The organism is Nonomuraea sp. NPDC049480, from assembly GCF_044465905.1.
Lineage (GTDB): Bacteria > Actinomycetota > Actinomycetes > Streptosporangiales > Streptosporangiaceae > Nonomuraea.
The window spans coordinates 188,937-207,038 of the sequence record NZ_JBITMD010000008.1; the positions used below are offsets into that span (position 1 = coordinate 188,937).

At 67.4% G+C, this 18,102-nt stretch carries 18 protein-coding genes; 11 read left to right on the forward strand and 7 right to left on the reverse strand.

Annotated elements, in window-relative coordinates; translation table 11 throughout:
• Positions 1-6 precede the first annotated feature (6 nt).
• Entirely contained in the window at positions 7-693 is a 687-nt protein-coding gene (locus ACIBX3_RS24260; RefSeq protein WP_397120563.1) for an isochorismatase family protein, read from the forward strand.
• On the opposite strand, the gene ACIBX3_RS24265 is transcribed toward ACIBX3_RS24260, so the two are convergent.
• Together ACIBX3_RS24265 and ACIBX3_RS24270 are read right to left on the reverse strand one after the other, a co-directional pair.
• Entirely contained in the window at positions 642-1,877 is a 1,236-nt protein-coding gene (locus ACIBX3_RS24265) for a BREX system ATP-binding domain-containing protein (protein ID WP_397120565.1), read from the reverse strand. The two genes, ACIBX3_RS24260 and ACIBX3_RS24265, sit on opposite strands and share 52 nt — an antisense overlap.
• Positions 1,874-3,346: an MFS transporter gene (locus ACIBX3_RS24270; protein ID WP_397120567.1), complete on the reverse strand. Its 1,473-nt coding sequence runs from the start codon at positions 3,344-3,346 to the stop codon at positions 1,874-1,876. The genes ACIBX3_RS24265 and ACIBX3_RS24270 overlap by 4 nt, the downstream gene beginning before the upstream one ends.
• Between ACIBX3_RS24270 and ACIBX3_RS24275 the strand changes: the two genes are divergently transcribed.
• Positions 3,311-4,288 (forward strand): SDR family NAD(P)-dependent oxidoreductase, encoded by a 978-nt coding sequence (locus tag ACIBX3_RS24275; RefSeq protein ID WP_397120569.1) that lies wholly within the window; start codon positions 3,311-3,313, stop codon positions 4,286-4,288. The two genes, ACIBX3_RS24270 and ACIBX3_RS24275, sit on opposite strands and share 36 nt — an antisense overlap.
• Here ACIBX3_RS24275 and ACIBX3_RS24280 read toward each other — a convergent pair.
• Positions 4,281-5,024: a DUF6081 family protein gene (locus ACIBX3_RS24280; RefSeq protein WP_397120571.1), complete on the reverse strand. Its 744-nt coding sequence runs from the start codon at positions 5,022-5,024 to the stop codon at positions 4,281-4,283. The two genes, ACIBX3_RS24275 and ACIBX3_RS24280, sit on opposite strands and share 8 nt — an antisense overlap.
• 223 nt (positions 5,025-5,247) lie before the next feature.
• On the opposite strand from ACIBX3_RS24280, the gene ACIBX3_RS24285 reads away from it, so the two are divergent.
• From ACIBX3_RS24285 to ACIBX3_RS24300, 4 genes are read left to right on the forward strand one after another with little or no spacing between them, the layout of a single operon-like run.
• The gene (locus ACIBX3_RS24285; protein ID WP_397120573.1) at positions 5,248-5,583 is read left to right on the forward strand and encodes a DUF485 domain-containing protein; all 336 of its coding nucleotides are present in this window, start codon (positions 5,248-5,250) and stop codon (positions 5,581-5,583) included.
• On the forward strand, positions 5,580-7,247 hold the full coding sequence (locus ACIBX3_RS24290) for a cation acetate symporter (protein ID WP_397120575.1): 1,668 nt from the start codon (positions 5,580-5,582) through the stop codon (positions 7,245-7,247). Before ACIBX3_RS24285 ends, ACIBX3_RS24290 begins: the two co-directional genes overlap by 4 nt.
• A gap of 54 nt (positions 7,248-7,301) precedes the next feature.
• The gene (locus ACIBX3_RS24295; protein ID WP_397120577.1) at positions 7,302-8,924 is read left to right on the forward strand and encodes an FAD-dependent monooxygenase; all 1,623 of its coding nucleotides are present in this window, start codon (positions 7,302-7,304) and stop codon (positions 8,922-8,924) included.
• A complete protein-coding gene (locus tag ACIBX3_RS24300; protein ID WP_397120579.1) occupies positions 8,921-9,985 on the forward strand; it encodes a methyltransferase in 1,065 nt (354 codons plus the stop codon). Before ACIBX3_RS24295 ends, ACIBX3_RS24300 begins: the two co-directional genes overlap by 4 nt.
• Positions 9,986-10,011: 26 nt before the next feature.
• On the opposite strand, the gene ACIBX3_RS24305 is transcribed toward ACIBX3_RS24300, so the two are convergent.
• Entirely contained in the window at positions 10,012-10,173 is a 162-nt protein-coding gene (locus tag ACIBX3_RS24305) for a hypothetical protein (RefSeq protein ID WP_397120581.1), read from the reverse strand.
• Here ACIBX3_RS24305 and ACIBX3_RS24310 point away from each other — a divergent pair.
• Complete coding sequence (locus tag ACIBX3_RS24310) at positions 10,166-11,605, forward strand: vanadium-dependent haloperoxidase (protein WP_397120583.1); 1,440 nt, start codon at positions 10,166-10,168, stop codon at positions 11,603-11,605. The genes ACIBX3_RS24305 and ACIBX3_RS24310 overlap by 8 nt on opposite strands.
• Before the next feature lie 103 nt (positions 11,606-11,708).
• On the opposite strand, the gene ACIBX3_RS24315 is transcribed toward ACIBX3_RS24310, so the two are convergent.
• Positions 11,709-12,497, reverse strand: a complete 789-nt coding sequence (locus ACIBX3_RS24315) for an ArsR family transcriptional regulator (protein ID WP_397120585.1) — start codon at positions 12,495-12,497, stop codon at positions 11,709-11,711.
• A gap of 237 nt (positions 12,498-12,734) precedes the next feature.
• Between ACIBX3_RS24315 and ACIBX3_RS24320 the strand changes: the two genes are divergently transcribed.
• The 4 genes from ACIBX3_RS24320 to ACIBX3_RS24335 are packed head-to-tail and all read left to right on the forward strand — an operon-like array spanning position 12,735 to position 16,789.
• Positions 12,735-14,072 (forward strand): metallophosphoesterase, encoded by a 1,338-nt coding sequence (locus ACIBX3_RS24320; RefSeq protein WP_397120586.1) that lies wholly within the window; start codon positions 12,735-12,737, stop codon positions 14,070-14,072.
• Positions 14,073-14,106: 34 nt separating this feature from the next.
• Complete coding sequence (locus ACIBX3_RS24325) at positions 14,107-14,730, forward strand: phosphatidylserine decarboxylase (RefSeq protein ID WP_397120588.1); 624 nt, start codon at positions 14,107-14,109, stop codon at positions 14,728-14,730.
• A gap of 51 nt (positions 14,731-14,781) precedes the next feature.
• Positions 14,782-15,138, forward strand: coding sequence for a DUF485 domain-containing protein (locus tag ACIBX3_RS24330; protein WP_397120590.1), 357 nt, complete (start codon positions 14,782-14,784; stop codon positions 15,136-15,138).
• 34 nt (positions 15,139-15,172) lie between these two features.
• Entirely contained in the window at positions 15,173-16,789 is a 1,617-nt protein-coding gene (locus tag ACIBX3_RS24335; RefSeq protein ID WP_397120592.1) for a cation acetate symporter, read from the forward strand.
• 21 nt (positions 16,790-16,810) lie between these two features.
• On the opposite strand, the gene ACIBX3_RS24340 is transcribed toward ACIBX3_RS24335, so the two are convergent.
• Entirely contained in the window at positions 16,811-17,203 is a 393-nt protein-coding gene (locus ACIBX3_RS24340; protein WP_397120594.1) for a VOC family protein, read from the reverse strand.
• A gap of 2 nt (positions 17,204-17,205) precedes the next feature.
• Positions 17,206-18,015 carry an ArsR family transcriptional regulator gene (locus ACIBX3_RS24345; protein ID WP_397120596.1) on the reverse strand — a complete coding sequence of 270 codons (810 nt, stop codon included), beginning with the start codon at positions 18,013-18,015 and terminating at the stop codon, positions 17,206-17,208.
• Between the last annotated feature and the right edge of the window lie 87 nt (positions 18,016-18,102).

An 18,102-nucleotide genomic window follows, 5' to 3' on the forward strand; every position in this document is an offset into this window, starting at 1 on the left:
CAGACGATGGCCATGAACAGGATCGCGCCGTACCGCATGCCGGGCGATGGCGATCTGCCACGTGCGGAGGTGCCCTGGCGCCCTCGTCCGGGCCGGGCCGTCGTGCTGGTACACGACATGCAGCGGTATTTCCTGCGGCCCTTCCCCGCCGGGCAGTCCCCGCTGACCGAGCTGGTGGCCAACACCGCCAAGCTGCTCGCGGTGGCGCGCAGGGCCGGCGTGCCGGTGATGTACACGGCGCAGCCGGGGGACATGACCCGCCGCGACCGCGGGCTGCTCCATGACTTCTGGGGTCCGGGCATGGGCGTGGAGGAGGCCGACCGCGGGATCATCGACGAGGTCGCTCCCGAGCCGGGCGAGCCGGTGCTGACCAAATGGCGCTACAGCGCGTTCTACCGCAGCGACCTCGAAGAGAGGCTGCGGCGGTCTGGACGCGATCAGCTCATCGTCTGCGGCGTCTACGCCCACGTCGGGTGCCTCATGACCGTCTGCGACGCGTTCACCCGCGACGTCCAGCCGTTCCTCGTGGCCGACGCGCTGGCCGACTTCTCTCTCGACGATCATGTCATGGCGCTTCGTTACGCCGCGGGCCGATGCGCGGTGCCGCTGTCCACGGTCGACACGCTGATCGAGCTGGAGACTCAACCGGCCGCGTCCATCACGTCCTCCGCGGGCGCTCGCCCGGCCGAATAGTGCAGCAGGGTCACTCTGGCCAGCTCGACACGCGAGCGGATGCTCAGCTTCTGGAAGATACGGCGCAGGTGGTAGTTGACGGTGTGCGGTGACCGGAACACGCGGCTGGCGATCTGCTGGTTCGTCAACCCCTGGCTGACCAGGTGCGCGACCGTGCGCTCGGTGTCGCTCAGTTCCGCCCACCCGGACGGCTGCCGGACCGGCCCGGCGAGCCGGATGGCCGGCCGCTCTTCGACGTGCGCCGCGTCCCGGTGGGTGCCGACGTGGTCGAAGGCGGCGAGGGTGAGCTGCTCGACGGCGGCCTCCTGCTCCAGCGCCGTCCGCGCGGGGTGCGGCAGCGAGGCCAGGACGCAGCGCCAGAACAGCTCCTGAGAGAAGACGAGCCGGTCGCCGTCGCAGGCGAGTATGTCCGCGGCGAGCGCCTCCTCGACCGGCGTGAGCAGGTCCGCCGCCGGCCGGCGGAGCATCTTCGTCACATCGCCCAGCGCGAAGCGGACACCGAGCACCGCGCCCACCTGCAGAAACCGGCGGCAGGCATCGCTCAGTTCCGTCACGCACCTTCGCACGCATGCCTGAACGCGATACGGCGGACGGTCGATGATGCCGTCCGGGGCCTCGCCGTGCACGCTTTGGGCCAGTTCGACGGTCAGCAACGGGTTTCCGCCGGTCGCCCGGAGGAGGTCCGGCAGGCCGATCGCGGCGCCGGTCGAATGGTCGGCCACCAGCAGCCCGACGGCCTGGGCGGAAAGCGGCCGCAGGTCCAGGCGACCACCCGCCGGGTGCGGACGTGAGAAGAGCCGGTCGGCCGCCGGCCCTCCGGCGTGGCGGCGACGGCTGAGGACCCAGGCGATCGGGCGATCGCGCAGCCGCCACGGCAACGAGCGGAGGCTGCCGGCGAACGCCGGATCGGCATGATGCAGGTCGTCCAGGACCACAAGGACGGGTCCACGCGACGCGCGCGGACCGACGAGAGCGCCCGGCTCCGCCCCTGGAGACCAATCGGCGTCCAGGACGGTGAACCCGAGGCGGCCGGCGGCGTCGGCCGCCTCCCGCAGCAGCCGCGTACGGCCGCTGCCCCACCCACCCTCAACGTGGAGGACGGCGCTCCCGCCCGCCGCGACCGTGTGGAGCATCCGCACGATCTGCCGCTCTTCTGCCTCGCGGCCACGAAGCTTCTGGGTCATCGGCGCTCCGATCCAAGCGGTCCATCCGTCGCCGGACGGTCGTTGTGTCTCCGAAGTACGTCTCCGGCCGCGGGGGGAACCGGTCCCGACGGGCGACCGGGCCAGAGGCGGCGACCCGGCCAGAGGCCGCGGGCGAGCGGGACGGCGCCCACCGCCACGACCACCGACGCCGCGGCGAACGCCCCGCGGATCCCACCGACGCCGTAGCCCGACAGGCCCCATACCAAAGTGGCCATGGCCGGGCCGAACGCGAAGCCGCCCTGCCGGGCCACGCTGGTCGCGGCTCCCGCCGTGGCGAGGAGGCCGCCGGGCGACGCCGACATCGCCGCGCTCATGTTCGGCGCGTTGAACAATCCGATGCCGGCCCCCGCGACCGCGAGCCGCCACGCGACGTCCGCGGCATTCCAGGACTGACTCGCCGGCATGAGCATCAGCAGGCCGCCTGCCAGCGTGATCACCCCGAGAAGCGCGATCCGCCGGTATCCGTATCTGTCTGCCAGCAGTCCGGCGGGCGGACCGAGCGCGGCAGCGGCCAGCGGAAACGTCAGCATCGTGAGACCGGCGACAGGGGCGGGCGTCCGCAGCAACGTCATGAGGTAGAACGGGACGATATAGAACAGCAGCCCCGTGGCCACCGCGGTGGCGGCGAGCGCGGCGAGCGGTCCGCGCATGCCGGGCAGGACGAGCAACGTCCGCACCGGCACGCTCGCCGGAAGCCGGCGCCAGGCCAAGAGCAGCGGCACCGCCGCGAGTCCCAAGGCCAGCCACCGTGGTTCACGGCCGGTGGCCAGCGTAAGCGCGATCATGATGGCGGCGGCCGCTCCGGTGAGGAACGCCGCTTCCACGGCCGCACCTCGCTCGGGCGGACGGATCCTGCCGCTCCGCGGAACCTGGACGACCGCGAGTACGATCAACGCTCCGCACGCGGGCACATTCATGTAGAAGATCCACGGCCAGCCTGCCGAGTCCACGAGCAGGCCGCCGATGGCCGGCCCGCTGATCAGCCCGAGCATCCCGAGTGTGTCGACGAGCCCCATCGCCCTGCCGCGTACCCGAGCATCGACCGACGTGGTGATGAGGACCGGAATCAGCGCCATCAACGCGGTGCCGAACAGCCCCTGGACCACCCGGGCCGCGATGAGCCATCCGATCGTGGGCGCAAGACCCGCCGCGAGGCTGGAGGCCGCGAACCCCGCGCAGGCGCAGACCAACGCGCCCCGGCGGTCGACGTCGTCCAGCCACCGGCCCGTGGGCAGCGCCAGCGCCACCAGCGGGAGCAGGTACCCGAGTACGACCCACTGCGTGGTCGCGGTCGGAGCCCCGAGCGTGTCACGGACGGCCGGCAGCGCCACGTTGACGATGCTCATGTCGAGCGAGGCCATGAAGACGGCAAGCCCCATGCCGCCGACGACCCACCAATGGTTGGCGGGGGAATGCCGACCGAGCATGTCGTGGCGTGCCTGGATCATCGCGCCTCTCTTCGCCGTGAAGCACTACCGATTCGTGCGGTACCGGCCACGTCGAGCTTCACCGGTTTCGGCCGCGAAAGGCCATCGCCCATTCACGTGGTTCGCCGCATCGCACTCATCGCGGGCGCCTATGTCATCGTGGCGCCGTGCGAAATACCGCGAATACGTGACGACCGTTCGTCACAGCGCCGGGTACGGTCAGCGGACCGATCATTCAACTGCGATGCCGGAGGAATATCAATGTCCGAACGTATTCATGCCGTCGTCATCGGCGGGACGTCGGGGATCGGGCGGCATGTCGCGGAGTCGTTCGCCGGTCGTGGTTGCGACGTGGTCATCACCGGCCGCACGGAGGACCGGGCCAAGGGCGTCGCCGGCGAGATCGGCGGACACACCCGTGGACTCGGACTGGACCTGACCATCCCGGAGCAGATCCCGGTCGCGCTGGCCGACGTGTACAAAGTCGATCGGCTGGTGCTCACGGCGCTCGAGCGGGACCACAACACGGTCCGCGATTACCGCCCCGCCGACGCGACGCGCATGCTGACGATGAAACTCATCGGCTACACCACCGTCATCCACACGCTCGCCGCGAGGATGTCCGCCGACAGTTCGGCCGTACTGCTCGGCGGCCTGGCCAGTCACCGGCCCTATCCGGGTTCCACGACCGTGACGACCGCCAACGGCGGCATCAGCGCGCTGGTGAGAACGCTGGTGACGGAGCTCGCGCCGATCCGGTTCAACGTCCTGCACCCGAGCCTGGTCGCCGACACGCCATATTGGAGTGACAAGCCCCAAGCCTGCGAGGCCGTCAAGGAGCGTACGCCGACCAAGCGGCTGGTGACGATGCAGGATTGCACCGAGGCGATCATGTTCCTGCTGGAGAACCGCTCGGTCAACGGCGTCAACCTGAGCATCGACGGGGGAGAGCTGCTCATCTGACGCCGGATGCCGCGATCCTCCATGGACCCCACCGGCCGGTCGCGCCCTGCCCGTGCTCCCGCTCGGCACGACTGTAACGGGTGAGATCGCGGGCCGAGAACAGGGCCATGCCCACGTGGAAACCCGCCACGGGCACCGGAATCCGTGCCCAGTACGCGCGCCGGCCGTCGACGTACCAGACCGCCTCCGAGGTCTCGGCCTCATAGGCGATGGCGTAGCGGTGCTCGCGCCCCGGCTCCGTCGGCACCTGCAGAACCACCCGGTGGACGTAGTGCTCGTGCGGCCCGGTCACGCCGGGGATGTGCAGTCGTTCGACCACCGCGTAGACGGTGTCATTGGTCGCGGCGAAGTTGAACACGACACCGGTTTCCAGGTCGAAGACGTTCACCGTGCCGAAGGCGTCGAGCAGGTCATAGGGAATCTGCCCGTAGGTCCGCACCGCCATGTCGACCTCGACCTTCAGCCGCCCGCCTGCCGGCACGGTGAAGCGCTCGACGGATCGGTACATCTGTTTGGCGTTGTTCTGAATCGGGTTCGTGTCGTGGAAGCGGCTGAACGGATTGACGGTCACCTCGAAGCGGCCGTCGCCGGTCCGCAGCCGTGCGTTGCGGTCCTGGTACGCGTGCCGTACGCCGTCGGGCCCTTTCACCACCAGGATTCCCCAGCGGGCGGGATCGAGTTCGCCGCTCGTGAAATCGTCGTACGTCCAGGCTTTTGTTTCCGATGCCAAGCTCATCAAAACTCCTCAGCGTTTTCGAACGGCGGATCACGGGTCACAGCCGAGCTGTCACCACCATTGGCCTCGCGGTCGTCGCCGTACATCGCACTTTCGCGTGGTTCGGCCGGATCGGCGCGCCATTTTCGTACCCCGCTGCAAACCCCGTATATGGGGCATGCCCGTGCGGCTGCGATGACGGGATGCTGCGTTTCTGACCGTCACGTCACGACGAGGAGGTGCCATGGGCACGACGAGATCGCTGCCGGACGGCGACCGTTATGTCGCCGTACATGACAGCGCCCGGTTCAAAGCCCTGCGTCGCCAATTGCAGACATTCACCCTCTGGGCGAGCGTCGCCTTCACGGGGTGGTGGTTACTGACCATCCTGCTCGGTGCCTTGGCGCCGGACTTCTATCGGCAGACGGTCGTCGGAAACCTGAACGTCGGCACGCTGTTCGTCCTGGGGACGTTCGTCCTCGTGCTGGTGATCACCCCGATGTACCTGAAATACGCCCGGACTCGGCTGGATCCCGTCGCCGATCAGATCCGGGCGGATCTGGAAGGAGATCCCCGATGACCAACGGTTTCGCGGCGCCGGCGATCGGGGTCGTCATCTCCGTCGCCCTGACCCTCCTGCTGCTCGGCGTCATGATCGCGGCACGCCGCAGTCAACACAGCCCGGCCGATTTCTATGTCGCGGGCCGGCGGATCGGCGCCGGGCAAAACGCTCTCGCGTTGTTCGCGAGCTTCATCCTGCTCTCGACCATGGTCACGATGACCGGGCACATCGCGCTCAACGGCTTCGACGCCTTCCTCTTCGCGGCGGGCTTCACGCTGTCCTGGCTGATCGCGCTGCTGATATTCGCCTCCCCGCTGCGCAACGTGGGCGGGCAGACGATCGGAGACGTATTCGCGCTGCGCACCGGCGAGCGGTCGGCCAGGACCGCGTCGCTGGTGGTCACCCTGCTGCTCTACGCCACGTACACCATCGTCATGATGAACGCGGTCGGCATCGTCGCGAGCGTGATGTTCGGCGTCGCCCCCGGCACCGGACAGGCCGTCGTCGTCGCCGCCGTCGGCTTGCTCGTCACCCTGTTCGTGCTCGTCGGGGGGATGCTGGGAACCACGCGGTTGCTGGCGGTCAAAGCCGTCCTGGTGATCGGGATCCTGGCGGCGCTGACCATTGTGGTGCTGGCCAAGTACCGCTGGAACCTGGGCCAGCTGCTCGGTGACGCCCAGGCGAAGGCGTTGCCCCACCCGGGCGGTTACGACCTGCTGGGAACCGGCCGTGAGTTCGGCGAGGGCAGCCCGATCGTCCACCTGTCGAAGCTGTTCGCCGTCATCGTGGGGCACGCGGCGCTGCCGTACCTGTTCATGCGCCATTTCACGGTTACCTCCGGGCGGGACGCACGGCGGTCGACCGGCTGGGCGAGCATGATGTTCGTACCGTTCTACCTGTGCACCGCCGTCCTCGGCCTGGGCGCCGTCGCGCTGCTCGGTGGACAGAACATCGGCATGACGCCGCCCACCCGCGACATCACCTTGCCCAGGCTCGCGGACCTGCTCGGCGGACCATGGGTGGCCGGCCTGCTCGGCGCGACCGCCATGCTCGTCGTCGCCGGAATACTCGCGGCGCTGCTGATCAGCGCGGTGACGTCCGTCACCCGGGACTTCCGCGCGGCGCGCCGGATGCCACTGGACTCGGCCGCCGAACTACGCGCCGCCCGGCGGAACACCGTGATCATCGGAGTGGCCGCCGTTGTCGTGAGTGTCGCGCTGCTGCAGGTCAACACCCATTCGCTGATTCCGATAACGGTCGACCTCGGCGGCGTCGTCCTGCCGGCCGTCATCTACTCGCTGTTCTGGAAGCGCTTCAACACCGCAGGACTGCGGTGGACGGTCTACGGGGGAATCGCCGTGACCGGGATCCTGTTCCTGTTCTCCGGTCTCATGTCAGGCACTCCGGTGGCCATGTTGTCCGGCGTGGACTTCCACGTCATCGACTTCGACCCCGCGCTGGTCGCGGTGCCGCTCACCTTCCTCCTGGGCTACCTGGGCACGATCAGCAGTCGCGAGCGTGACAGCCGCGGCTTCGCCGAACTCCAGGTCCGCGCCTTCACGGGCGCCGACGTTCCCGCTCGGCGTGATCGTACCGCCGGGCCCGCTCACGCGGACGAACGCCCGGACGAACGCGCGGACGAACCCGCTCGAGCGAGCCAGACGCCCAGCAGAGCCCGCTGAACAGCGCGAACGGTGTGGGGCGGCCGAACCGCCCCACACCCTCAGGAGGCAATCGTGGATCCGGTACCGGTTCTCGTCGTGGGCGCAGGCCCGGTGGGCATGGTCGCGGCCCTCGCGCTCGCCCGCCATGGCGTGGCTTGCATCCTCGTCGAAGAAGGCTTCGAGACGACCGATCATCCGAAGCTGGACTTCGTCAGCTCCCGCAGCATGGAATTGTTCCGGCGACTCGGACTCGCTGACGACGTTCGGTCCGCCGGCGTAGGGCTCGAGCATCCCTCCGACGTGATCTGGTCGACCGGCCTCGCCGGTGAGCCGATCACTGTGTGGAAACTTCCCTCGGTGGCCGAAGAGCGGCGACGCATCGCCGAACGAAACGACGGCACTCAGCCTGCCGAGCCCGGCCAGCGACTTTCCCAGATCGATCTGGAACCGGTCCTGCGCGCCCATTGCCGACGTCATCCACTCATCGATCTGCGGTGCGGCTGGCACTTCGACTCTCTCACCCAGGACGACGACGGTGTGACCAGCCGCCTGGTCAACGTGCTGACCGACAGCCAGGTCAGCCTGCGCTCCCGATACGTGATCGGTTGCGACGGCGCGTCGAGCCAGGTCCGCAAATCTGTGGGCATCGGACTGAAGGGCTTCGACGTACCCGAGCTGCCCCACGCCCTCATGGTGCACTTCAAGAGCCGCGATCTTGACACCTTGCATCGGCACGGGCGCTTCTGGCACTACTTCGCCTTCAGGTACGTCATCATCGCCCAGGACGAGGTGGACACCTGGACCGTGCATGTGAACGGCACGCAGCCAGGCGAATTCGACCCGCCGCCCGCTGATCCGGCGGCATTCGCGCTCAGCACCATGCAGACGCAGCTGAAGATCGACAAGGTGCTTCTGACGTCTCGGTGGCGCCCCGGCTTCCTGATCGCCGATCATTACCGTGCCGGGCGGGTTCTCATCGCCGGGGACTCCGCGCATCAAATGTTCCCGACCGGCGGTTACGGCATGAACTCCGGCATCGCCGACGCGGTCGACGCCGCCTGGAAAATCGCCGCCCTCGTCAAGGGCTTCGGCGGCCCCGATCTGCTCGAAAGCTACGAGGCCGAGCGCCGCCCCGTAGGCCTGCGCAATATGCACACCTCACACCGGCACCTCGGCGTGCACCTCAAGGCCGGGGGACTCCTTCGCGAGGGTGCCTCGCCCGGGGCCGTGGCATCCTTCATCGAGGCCGAGCGGGGCGAGAACGAGTACTCGGGAATCGAGCTGGGCTACCGCTACAACGACTCCCGCATCGTCTGCTTCGACGATTCACCCGAGCCCCCGTGGAGCCCTCAGCAGTACACGCCGACGACCTGGCCCGGCGGCCGCCCGCCCAGCGTTCTTCTCGACGACGGCAGACCGATCCACGACCTTCTCGGTCCCCGCTTCACCCTCATCGACTTCGCCGGCGACGGCCGCGCGGACGCGCTCCTCGCGGCGGCGACCGCTCAGGGCCTACCGGTCAGCCACACCGTGGTGACCGACGCCGTGGCCCGGCACCTCTGGGAACGCGACCTTGTTCTCGTCCGGCCCGACCAGCATGTCGCCTGGCGCGGGAACAGGCCCCCATCGACCCCGGCGGCCGTGGTCCAGCGGATACGAGGCGCGTCACCCCGACAGGAAGGGAAACCGAAATGACCGGACAACGCGTGCTCGAAAGATTCCGCGAATACATGTTGGGGCCGGCGAGGTTCATGAACCTGCTGTGCTGTTTCGAACTCGGAATCATCGACGCACTCAGGAACAGCACCGGGATGACCGCCGACCGGCTCGGGGGCGCGGTCGGCGCGGCCCCGGACGCGGTCGAGCAACTGTTGCACCTGCTGGTCAAGGAGAATTTCGTCTCGTATGACGACGACTCGGGTGCGTATTCCCTCGACGGGCTCGAAACCGTCGCCGACGAGGACCTCCAGCGAGTGCTCGCCATCATGGACATGATCAAGATGGTCATGCTCCGGCAGAGTTTCTACCTTGCCGACAGCGTCCGGACCGGCGCGCCCGTCGGTCTCAAGAAGTTCTACGGGCATGAGGGAAACCTGTACGAAGCCCTCGCCGAGCACAAGGACCTCCGCGAGTCCTGGGGCACGATGATGGACACCGTCACCGCGCACATCGACCCCTGGTTCTTCGAGAACATCGGCATACCGGCCGGCTCGAAAGTGCTCGATCTCGCCGGCAACACCGGCCTCGGCGCGATCTTGACCTATCGGCTGAAGGAATCCCCCGGACTCCGCGTGACGACCTTCGACCTTCCCGAGAAGGAAACCGAGTGCCTGCGGAACTTCAAGGCCCACGGTGTGGACGAGCACTGCTCGTTCATCGGCGGCGATGTCTTCCAGGAAGTGCCTGAGGGATTCGACGTCGTGCTGATCAAGCACTTCTTGGACATGTTCGACAAGAAAGAAGTGTTCAAAATACTCGGCAACACCCACAAGGCGCTCGAAGTCGGTGGGCAGGTGAACATCCTGGGGCCGATATACGCGGAAGACGTCCAGGATTCCCACGCGGTCGACTTCTTCCCCACCTACTTCCTCGGCTGCACCATGGGTCAAGGCGGACCACAGAAGCTGTCGACGTACCAGGCGTGGCTGGAGGAATGCGGGTTCACGGTCACGAAGGCGATCGCTCAAGATCTGACCGACATGCCGGCGGACTCCCTGGTCGCTCACGGCATCCTCTGCGCGACGAAGACGGCATGAGGGGAACCCTTTCCTGAAACAGGCGCTCAGGCCGACGAGCCATTCCGTGCAGAATCATCACCATCCACGAAGACCTCATTTTCTTCCGGCCGCGGTCGATTCGCGATGCGGAAGTCGAGCGAAAGGAGAATGTCGGTGACGAATTCAAGAAGATCTTGGAGTCGGCGCCTGAGGTACTGGGTGACCATCGCGACCGCGACGGTGCTGGCGGGGACGCTGACCCACGGAGCGGCGGCCGCGCCGCAGAAGACGGCGTTCGACCCCGACCAGGGCAACGCCCTGATCGAGGTGATCTACCCTCGGTTCCAGAAGGCGGTGCGCACGGTGACCCCGGACGGCTCCGACGCCACGATGGTCGCCGACCACATCCTGCTGGTGGAGGTGGCCTGGTTCGACGCCATCGCTCCCTATCACCCCACTGCGGTGGGCATCTACTCCAACCTCGGGCGCCGCCCGAGAGGGGAGGCCACGACGCGCAACAGGAATGTCGCCGTCATCTATTCGGCCTACACCTCGCTCAACGCCGTGTTCCCGCAATTCAGCTCCGAGTTCCGCGACATGATGGAATCGGCAGGTCTCGATCCCGATGACAGGTCGGAGAACACCACCACTCCGGCCGGCATCGGAAACCTCGCCGCCAAGAAGGTCCTGGAGGCGCGGAAGAACGACGGCTCGAACCGGGACGGCGACGAAGGCGGCCGCGCTTACAACCGGCGGCCCTACGCCGACTTCACCGGCTACAAGCCGGTCAACACCGCCTACGAGCTCCGCGATCCGTCCCGCTGGCAGCCGAACTCCCTCTCCTTGAACGGCCTTTTCCGGGCTCAGCAGTACGTGACCCCCCAGTACGGCCGGGTCAAGCCGATCTCCTACAAGAGCCCGACCGAGTTGACGCTCTCTCCGCCGGTCAACAGCGACCATCACAACCGTGCGGCGTACAAGCGTCAGGCCGACGAGATCCTGGACGCGTCAGCACGCTTGACCGACCGCCAGAAGATGACCGCCGAGTTCTTCAACGACAAGATCTACAGCCTCGGGCGCACCACCGGCACCGCGGCCTTCCAGCAGGGTAAATTCGACATCGAGAAGGCCGTCCAGTACGTCACCACGGTGGACATCGCCATTTTCGACGCCGCCGTCGCCTCGTGGCACTTCAAGCGGAAGTACGATGCGGTGCGGCCGTTCAGCGCGATCCGCCACCTGTATGGGGACAAGAAGGTGACGGCATGGGGCGGGCCGGGGAAGGGCACCGTCAAAGACATCACCGGAAACGAGTGGCGCAGCTACCTGAACACCGCGGACCATCCCGAATATCCGTCCACCTCGTCCACGTACTGCCTGGCCTACGCCCAAGCGGCACGGCGTTTCCTCGGCACCGACGAGCTTCGCACGACCGTCTCCTTCGCGAAGGGCTCCTCCGTCGTCGAACCGAAGGTCACACCTGCCGCCGACATCACTCTGCGCTGGGACAACCTGACCGACCTGGCCAATGACTGTCGCACGAGCAGGGTCTGGGCCGGGGTGCACTTCCGCTCCGCGATCGAGAACGCCGAACAGTTCGCACCGAAGATCGGCGACATGGTCTACAACTTCGTCCAGCGCAAGCTCAACGGCGGCTGATCCGCGGCGCGAGCCGCAGTCCTGCCGTTGGCCGTCGGCGGCGCCTCCGAGGAGGCTCCGCCGACGGTGACTGTCTGGGGGCGCATCCTCGGGCGCGGCTCCTTCAGGCCCGGACGGATGGGCTGGGTGCCGCGCCGATGGCGGCCAGCCAGAACCCGATACGGGTCTCGATCTCGGCCGCCATCAGCTCGAACGCCGGATAGTTGTCTCCGTGGGTGTCCTGGGCGCCGGAAGCGTTCGGGTCGGGGATGCTCCAGTGGATGTAGGTGGGGTCGCCGGGGAAGGCAGGGCACACCTCCCGGACCCGATCGCACAAGGTGATCACATAGTGGAGACGCCGCCGGGCGAACACGCGCAGGTGTTTGGACTGCTGGCCGGCGATGTCGACGCCGCGGGCGGCCATCACCCGTACCGCATGAGGATGCAGCGGCTTGGGCTGGCTGCCCGCGCTGAAGCTTTGCACCCGGCCGCCCGAACGGGCCCGGATGAGCGCCTCCGCCGCCTGCGACCGGGCGCTGTTGCCGGTGCACAGGAACAACACCTTGCACGAACTGGGGCGAGGAGCCTTGGGAGCGGTGGTGGGCGCGGGATCGAAGGCCAACCCGGGATGCAGCGCCGCCCCGGCCTCGGCCAGCAACTCAGCGCATCGCTCCAGGTCGAGGCGGTAGTAGGTGTCGCGGCCGTCGAAGTTGCTGCGCCGGGCCGCGGCCATCCCGCTGGCCCGAAGCCGGCTCAGGTGATAAGAGACCAGGTTCTGTGGCTGGCCGACCAGCGTCACCAATTCCCGCACGCGCCGATCGCTTACCGCCAGCTCCCGCAACAGCCGCCAACGCAGCGGATCGGCCGCCATCCGCGCGAACGCCGGCGGCGCGAGTTGTGTGCCCGAGCTCATGTCCCAGACCATACATCAATACAAGATATTTCAATATGGCTTGATGAGCTGTCGCGGACGCGGCGGGGGCGGCATCCCGCATTCACGCCATATCTCACCGGGACGGCATCCGCCCGAGACGGCCGAATCCCGCAACCAGATCGCGCGGACACGTGGTGACCGACGGCGCGCCGGCTCCCAGACTTTGGTTTGAAGGATGACACGCAGCCATCAGATTCGACACGAATAGGTGTGGAAATGCTGACGAATAATCCAGTCGTCTTTTTTGGAATCATCACGCTGCTCGCGGTGTCGATCCACCTCTATCTGTGGGTACGGCTCGTGCGCTCCACCACCCTGCCCGGCCGGCGGCGCCGAATCGGTACGATCACGCTCGCGGGTCTCGCTCTCGTCGGCGTGGTCGCGTTCATGGTCACCCGGACGGTCGGTGTGGACGCCTGGTGGCTGGCATGGCTCGGGTACATGTGGATCGCCCTGATGTTCTACCTGCTGCTCAGCCTGCTCGTACTGGAGATTCCCCGTGCGGCGCTCACGCTGTGGTGGCGGCGAAGGAGCCGGTCCGCCGACGCCGGAACGCCGGCCGGCTCCGAGGCGGCACGCGCCCCCGCGGCGGCGGCTTTCGTGGCGACACCGCGCGGCGGGCCGGTGGCGACGACACCCGCGGCCGAGCAAAGGGGGACGACCGCCGAGGAGCCGGGCGGTCCGGGAACTCCGAACCTTCCGTCAGGGCTCGACAATCCAGGACGCCGGTTGTTCCTCGCCCGTGCGTGCGCCGTCACCGCCTGCGCCGCCGCGGCGGGCATCGTCGGCTATGGCATGCGCACCGCGTTCGGTGATCTGCGAACCATACGGGTGGCCGTTCCCATCAGCGGGCTCGACCCCCGTCTCTCCGGCTTCCGCCTCGCCGTGGTGAGCGACACGCATTTCGGCCCGTTTTTCGACAGCCGGCTCGCCGAACGCATAGTCACGCTGGTCAACCGCGAACAGCCTGACATGGTGGCGATCCTGGGCGACCTGGCGGACGGCACGGTCGCGGAGATCGGACAGGCCACCGAGCCGTTGCGCCGATTGGAATCCCGCCACGGCACGTACTTCGTGACCGGCAATCATGATTACTCCTCTGGAGTCGAGGAGTGGGTCGACCAGGTGCGGGATCTTGGAATGCGGCCTCTCATGAACGAGCGGGTGGAGATCACGTCCGGGGGCGCCGCATTTGACCTGGCCGGAGTCAACGACGTGATGGCGCCGATGTACGACCGCCCGGGGCCGGACTTCGCCGCCGCGCTGGGCGGCAGGGACCCCGCCCGTCCTGTCCTCCTCCTGGCCCACCAGCCCGTACAGGTCCACTCGGCCGTCAAGCACGGAGTCGATCTTCAGCTGTCGGGGCACACCCACGGCGGCCAGACGGCACCCTTCGACCGGCTCATCGGCCTGCAGCAGCCGGTGGTCGCGGGTTTGGCGAGGAAGGAGCGCACGTCCATCTTCGTCACCCGAGGCGCCGGCCTCTTCGGTCCACCCGTTCGTGCCGGGATTCCGCCCGAGTTCGCGATCGTCGAACTCCAGTCACGGTCCTGAACTCACGAGCGAGAAGTCTGCACAAGGGGGCATCATGGTCACTCTTCGGCGAACAAGACTGGCTCGCGGAACGAGTCCGTGGCTCGTCCCGGCGATCGTTCTGACGGCCGCCGCAATGGCCGGATCCCGGAGATCACGCCCGTGGGCCATGACCGCTCCGCCGCTGGCGATGCTGACGGGCCTCATGGTCTGGTTCTTCCGCGACCCGGAACGGCAGGCTGGCGAAGGCCGCGTCCTTTCCCCCGCCGACGGCGTGGTCCAGAGCATCCATCCATGGCCGGACGGCCGGACCCGGGTGTCCATCTTCATGGGCCCGCTGGATGTCCACGTCAACCGTGCCCCCTGCACCGGAACGGTGACGTCGGTCGAGCACATCCCGGGCGGATACCTCCCCGCCTTCGACAAGGACAGTGACCGCAACGAACGTGTCGTGTGGCACCTGAACACCGGCCTCGGCGATCTGGAGTTCGCGCAGATCGCCGGTGCTGTGGCGCGCCGCGTCCTCCCCTACGTGAACGCCGGGGCGGCCGTCCGCCGGGGCGAGCGGATCGGCTTGATCCGTTTCGGCTCGAGGGTGGACGTATATCTGCCCGCGGGCCTCACCCCGGCCGTCACCCTTCGGCAGCGCACCCGCGCCGCACGTACGCCATTGGCCTGAATCGAGCAGCGATCCGAGGGAGGCACGTTGAGCGCCGACGGAGATGTCCAGATGAGCACTCTGCCATGGGACGACGTCATCACGGTCGCCCCAGACGACGCTGAGAAATATCTCGCTCTCCAGCGGAGTGCCGCCTTCGCCCGCCTGCGGTCCCGGTCGCGCCGCTACCTCGTCTCGATGACCGCCCTGTTTCTCGGCATGTTCGCCATCACCGTCGCCCTCGCGGGATGGATGCCCGAATCCCTCGCCGTGAGCGTGTTCGGACACGTCAATCTCGGCATGCTGTTCGCCGTCGGTTTGATTGTTCTGCCGGTCATCATCACCGCGGTCCACCTGTTCTACGCGGGCCGGCGTCTTGATCCCTTGGCCGAGAGGATCCGCGAGGAGTTCGAAAGGAACCGACGGTGACTGTCCTCCGGTCCGTACTCACCTTGCGGCTTTCATGATTTTCAGCCTGATCATCCTGCTCGTGGTCTCGCGTTTCGGCCGCGCCCGTAGTACTCGCTCGGACTTCTACACCGGCGACCGGGCCTTCACCGCGCCGCAGAACGGATTTGCTCTCTTCGGCACGTTCATGATGATGACGTCATTCCTTGCCCTGAGTGATGAGATCGCACTCAAGGGGTACGACGGCGTCCTGCTCGCGGCCGGCTTCGCCGTGTCGTGGCTGGTCACACTCCTCCTGGTGGCCGAACCGCTGCGCAACACCGGCAAGTACTCCTTGGGCGACACGCTGAGCGTGCGGATGGGGGAGCGTCCCGTGCGCGTGGCCGCGGCGACCGTCACGCTCGTGGTGTTCTTCTTCTACATGACCATCCAGCTCATAGGCGCCGGCCGCCTCCTGGCGCTCTTGCTGAAGCTCGACGGCCCCATCGGTCAGGCCCTGGTCATCGCCACGATCGGCGGCCTCACCGCCGTGACCGTCTACTACGGCGGTATGCGGGGGACGACCTGGACCCAGATCATCAACGCTGTCCTGCTGTTCGCCGCCGCGGTCATCCTCGCGGGGGCGCTGCTCGCCCGCTATCGGTTCGACGTGTCCGCGTTGCTGGGCGACGCGGCGGCGAAGGCCGCCTCGGACGGCGAGCGCCTGCTGACACCGGGCGCGAAATTCGGCCACGGCCCGCACCGGCTGGAGTTCGTCTCCCAGCTGCTCACCGCGGTGCTCGGGCACGCCGCGCTGCCCTACCTCTTCATCCGTTTCCTCACGGTGCCCAGCGCCAAGCACGCGCGCCGTTCGGTCTCCTGGGCCATCGGGCTCATCACACCGTACTATCTGCTCATCATTCTGATCGGCTTCGGCGCAGCCGCCCTGATCGGGCCCGAGCAGATTCTTTCCGGTCCCGGACAACGCCTCTCCGCGGCGCCCCTGCTGGCATTCGAGCTCGGTGATGTGCCGCTGCTCGCGTTCATCGCCTCGGTCGTCTTCACAACGATCGTCGCGGTGACCGCGGGACTGGCGATCAGTGCCGCGGCGAGCTTCACCCGCGACATCTACGCGAACGTGATCAGGAGCGGGCCGCTCGACGAACAGCGTGAAATCACGGTGGCCCGCCGCACGGTGGTGGTCCTCTGCGTACTGCTGACCGGCTGCGCCATCCTGCTCATGAATCAGAACATCACGTTCATGCTGTCGCTCGACGTCACCCTGGTCGCGTCGTCGATTCTGCCGCCCCTGCTGTTCTCGTGGTTCTGGCGGGGGTTCAACACGGCGGGAACGCTCTGGAGCATGTATGGAGGTGTCGCGGCCACCATCGTCCTGGTCGTGTTCTCGCCGGCCGTTTCGGGTGATCCGCTGGCGCTGTTCCCCAACGCCGACTTCGCCTACTTCCCGTGGAAACACGTGGGCCTGGTCTCGATACCCGTGGCCTTTTTGCTGGGTTACGCGGGCGCCAGGTTCAGTACCGAGCGCGATGCCGCGAAGTACGCCGAGATGGAGGTCCGGGCGCTCACCGGCGCCGGCGCCGCTGAGGCGCTCCCCGGGGATACGCGTGAGCCCGTCGGTGCCGATGGACCGACGGGCATGGTCACTGCGATCCGCCGTGACGACTCGGGCTGAGGGCCAGCCCGTGCCGCACCTTCAGCTGCCGGCGGGTTGGAACAGCTCGACCACGTTCCCGGACGGATCCTCCAACAAGATCTGCTGGCCGCCTGGGCCGGTGACGATGTCGTTGCGGAACGGAAGACCTGCGGCGCGCAGCTTGTCTACCTCGGCGGCGATATCGCTCACGATGAGATGGATGCGGTTCCATCCTCCCGGTGCGGGCTTGGTGCCGTCGGGCATCGGCCGGCCCGCCGAGCTGGCCGGCCCGCTCAGCAAGAGCCGTAGCCGGCCGCGTACGACGTCGGCGAACGCCGGTGCCGCGCTCATCCTGAGGGTGAATCCGAGGTGCCTGGTGTAGAAGTCGATCGCAGTATCGACGTCGTCCACCATGTATCGGACGCTGACCAGGTCCGCCACGTTGTCGGACATTTCTAGACTCCCTCCGAACTCGTTAGAGCGTGTTCGATCGCGTGAAGCAGGAACTGGATGCGCGTGTTCAATTCATCCGCGGTGCGGACGAACGCTGGGTAACTCTGTTCGTCGGCCGTTGATTCGGCCGCCGGGTCGGGGATGCTCCAATGCGCCACCGCGGGATGCCCGGGGAAGTCCGGGCACACTTCCCGTACGCGGTCACAAAGGCTGATCACGAAGTCGAATCGCTGCTCGATGAACTCACTCAGATGCTTCGAGCGACGGCCACTGATGTCGATGCCGTGTTCGCCCATCACGAGCACGGCATTGGGGTGCAGGGGTTTGGGCTGACTGCCGGCACTGACGACTTCGACCCGAGCGCCGCCCCGCTGCGCCAAGATCGCCTCGGCCATCTGAGACCGAGAGCTGTTGCCCGTGCACAAGAACAGCACCCGGACGGGTGGGTCGGCCGGCCGTCGGCCAGGATCGCCCGGCGGCGGTGTCAGCGCGGCCGGGACCAGCTGGAGGCCGGGGTGCAGCGCGGCGCCGGCTTCGGCGAGCCGTTCACGGCACACGGCCAGGTCGAGGCTGTAGTAGGTGTCACGTTTGTCGGCCGAGCTACGCCGCATGGTCACCAGTCCGCCTCCGCGCAATTGGCCGAGATGGTAGGACGTCAGGCTCTGGCGCTGGCCGACCAGGGCCGTCAGCTCGCGGACCTGCCGATCACTGCGTGCCAGCTCACTCAGCAACTGCCACCGCACGGGATGCCCGGTCAGACGCAGGAAGACGGGAGGTGCCGCCGGCGCCTCCGGAGAGATGGTGGAACGCACACTGCCAGCATATATCAATCCAAATAGATGAATCAAACTGGCTTGCTTCATTCCGGAGGCTTCCGAGATGCGCGGCGACCGCATTCC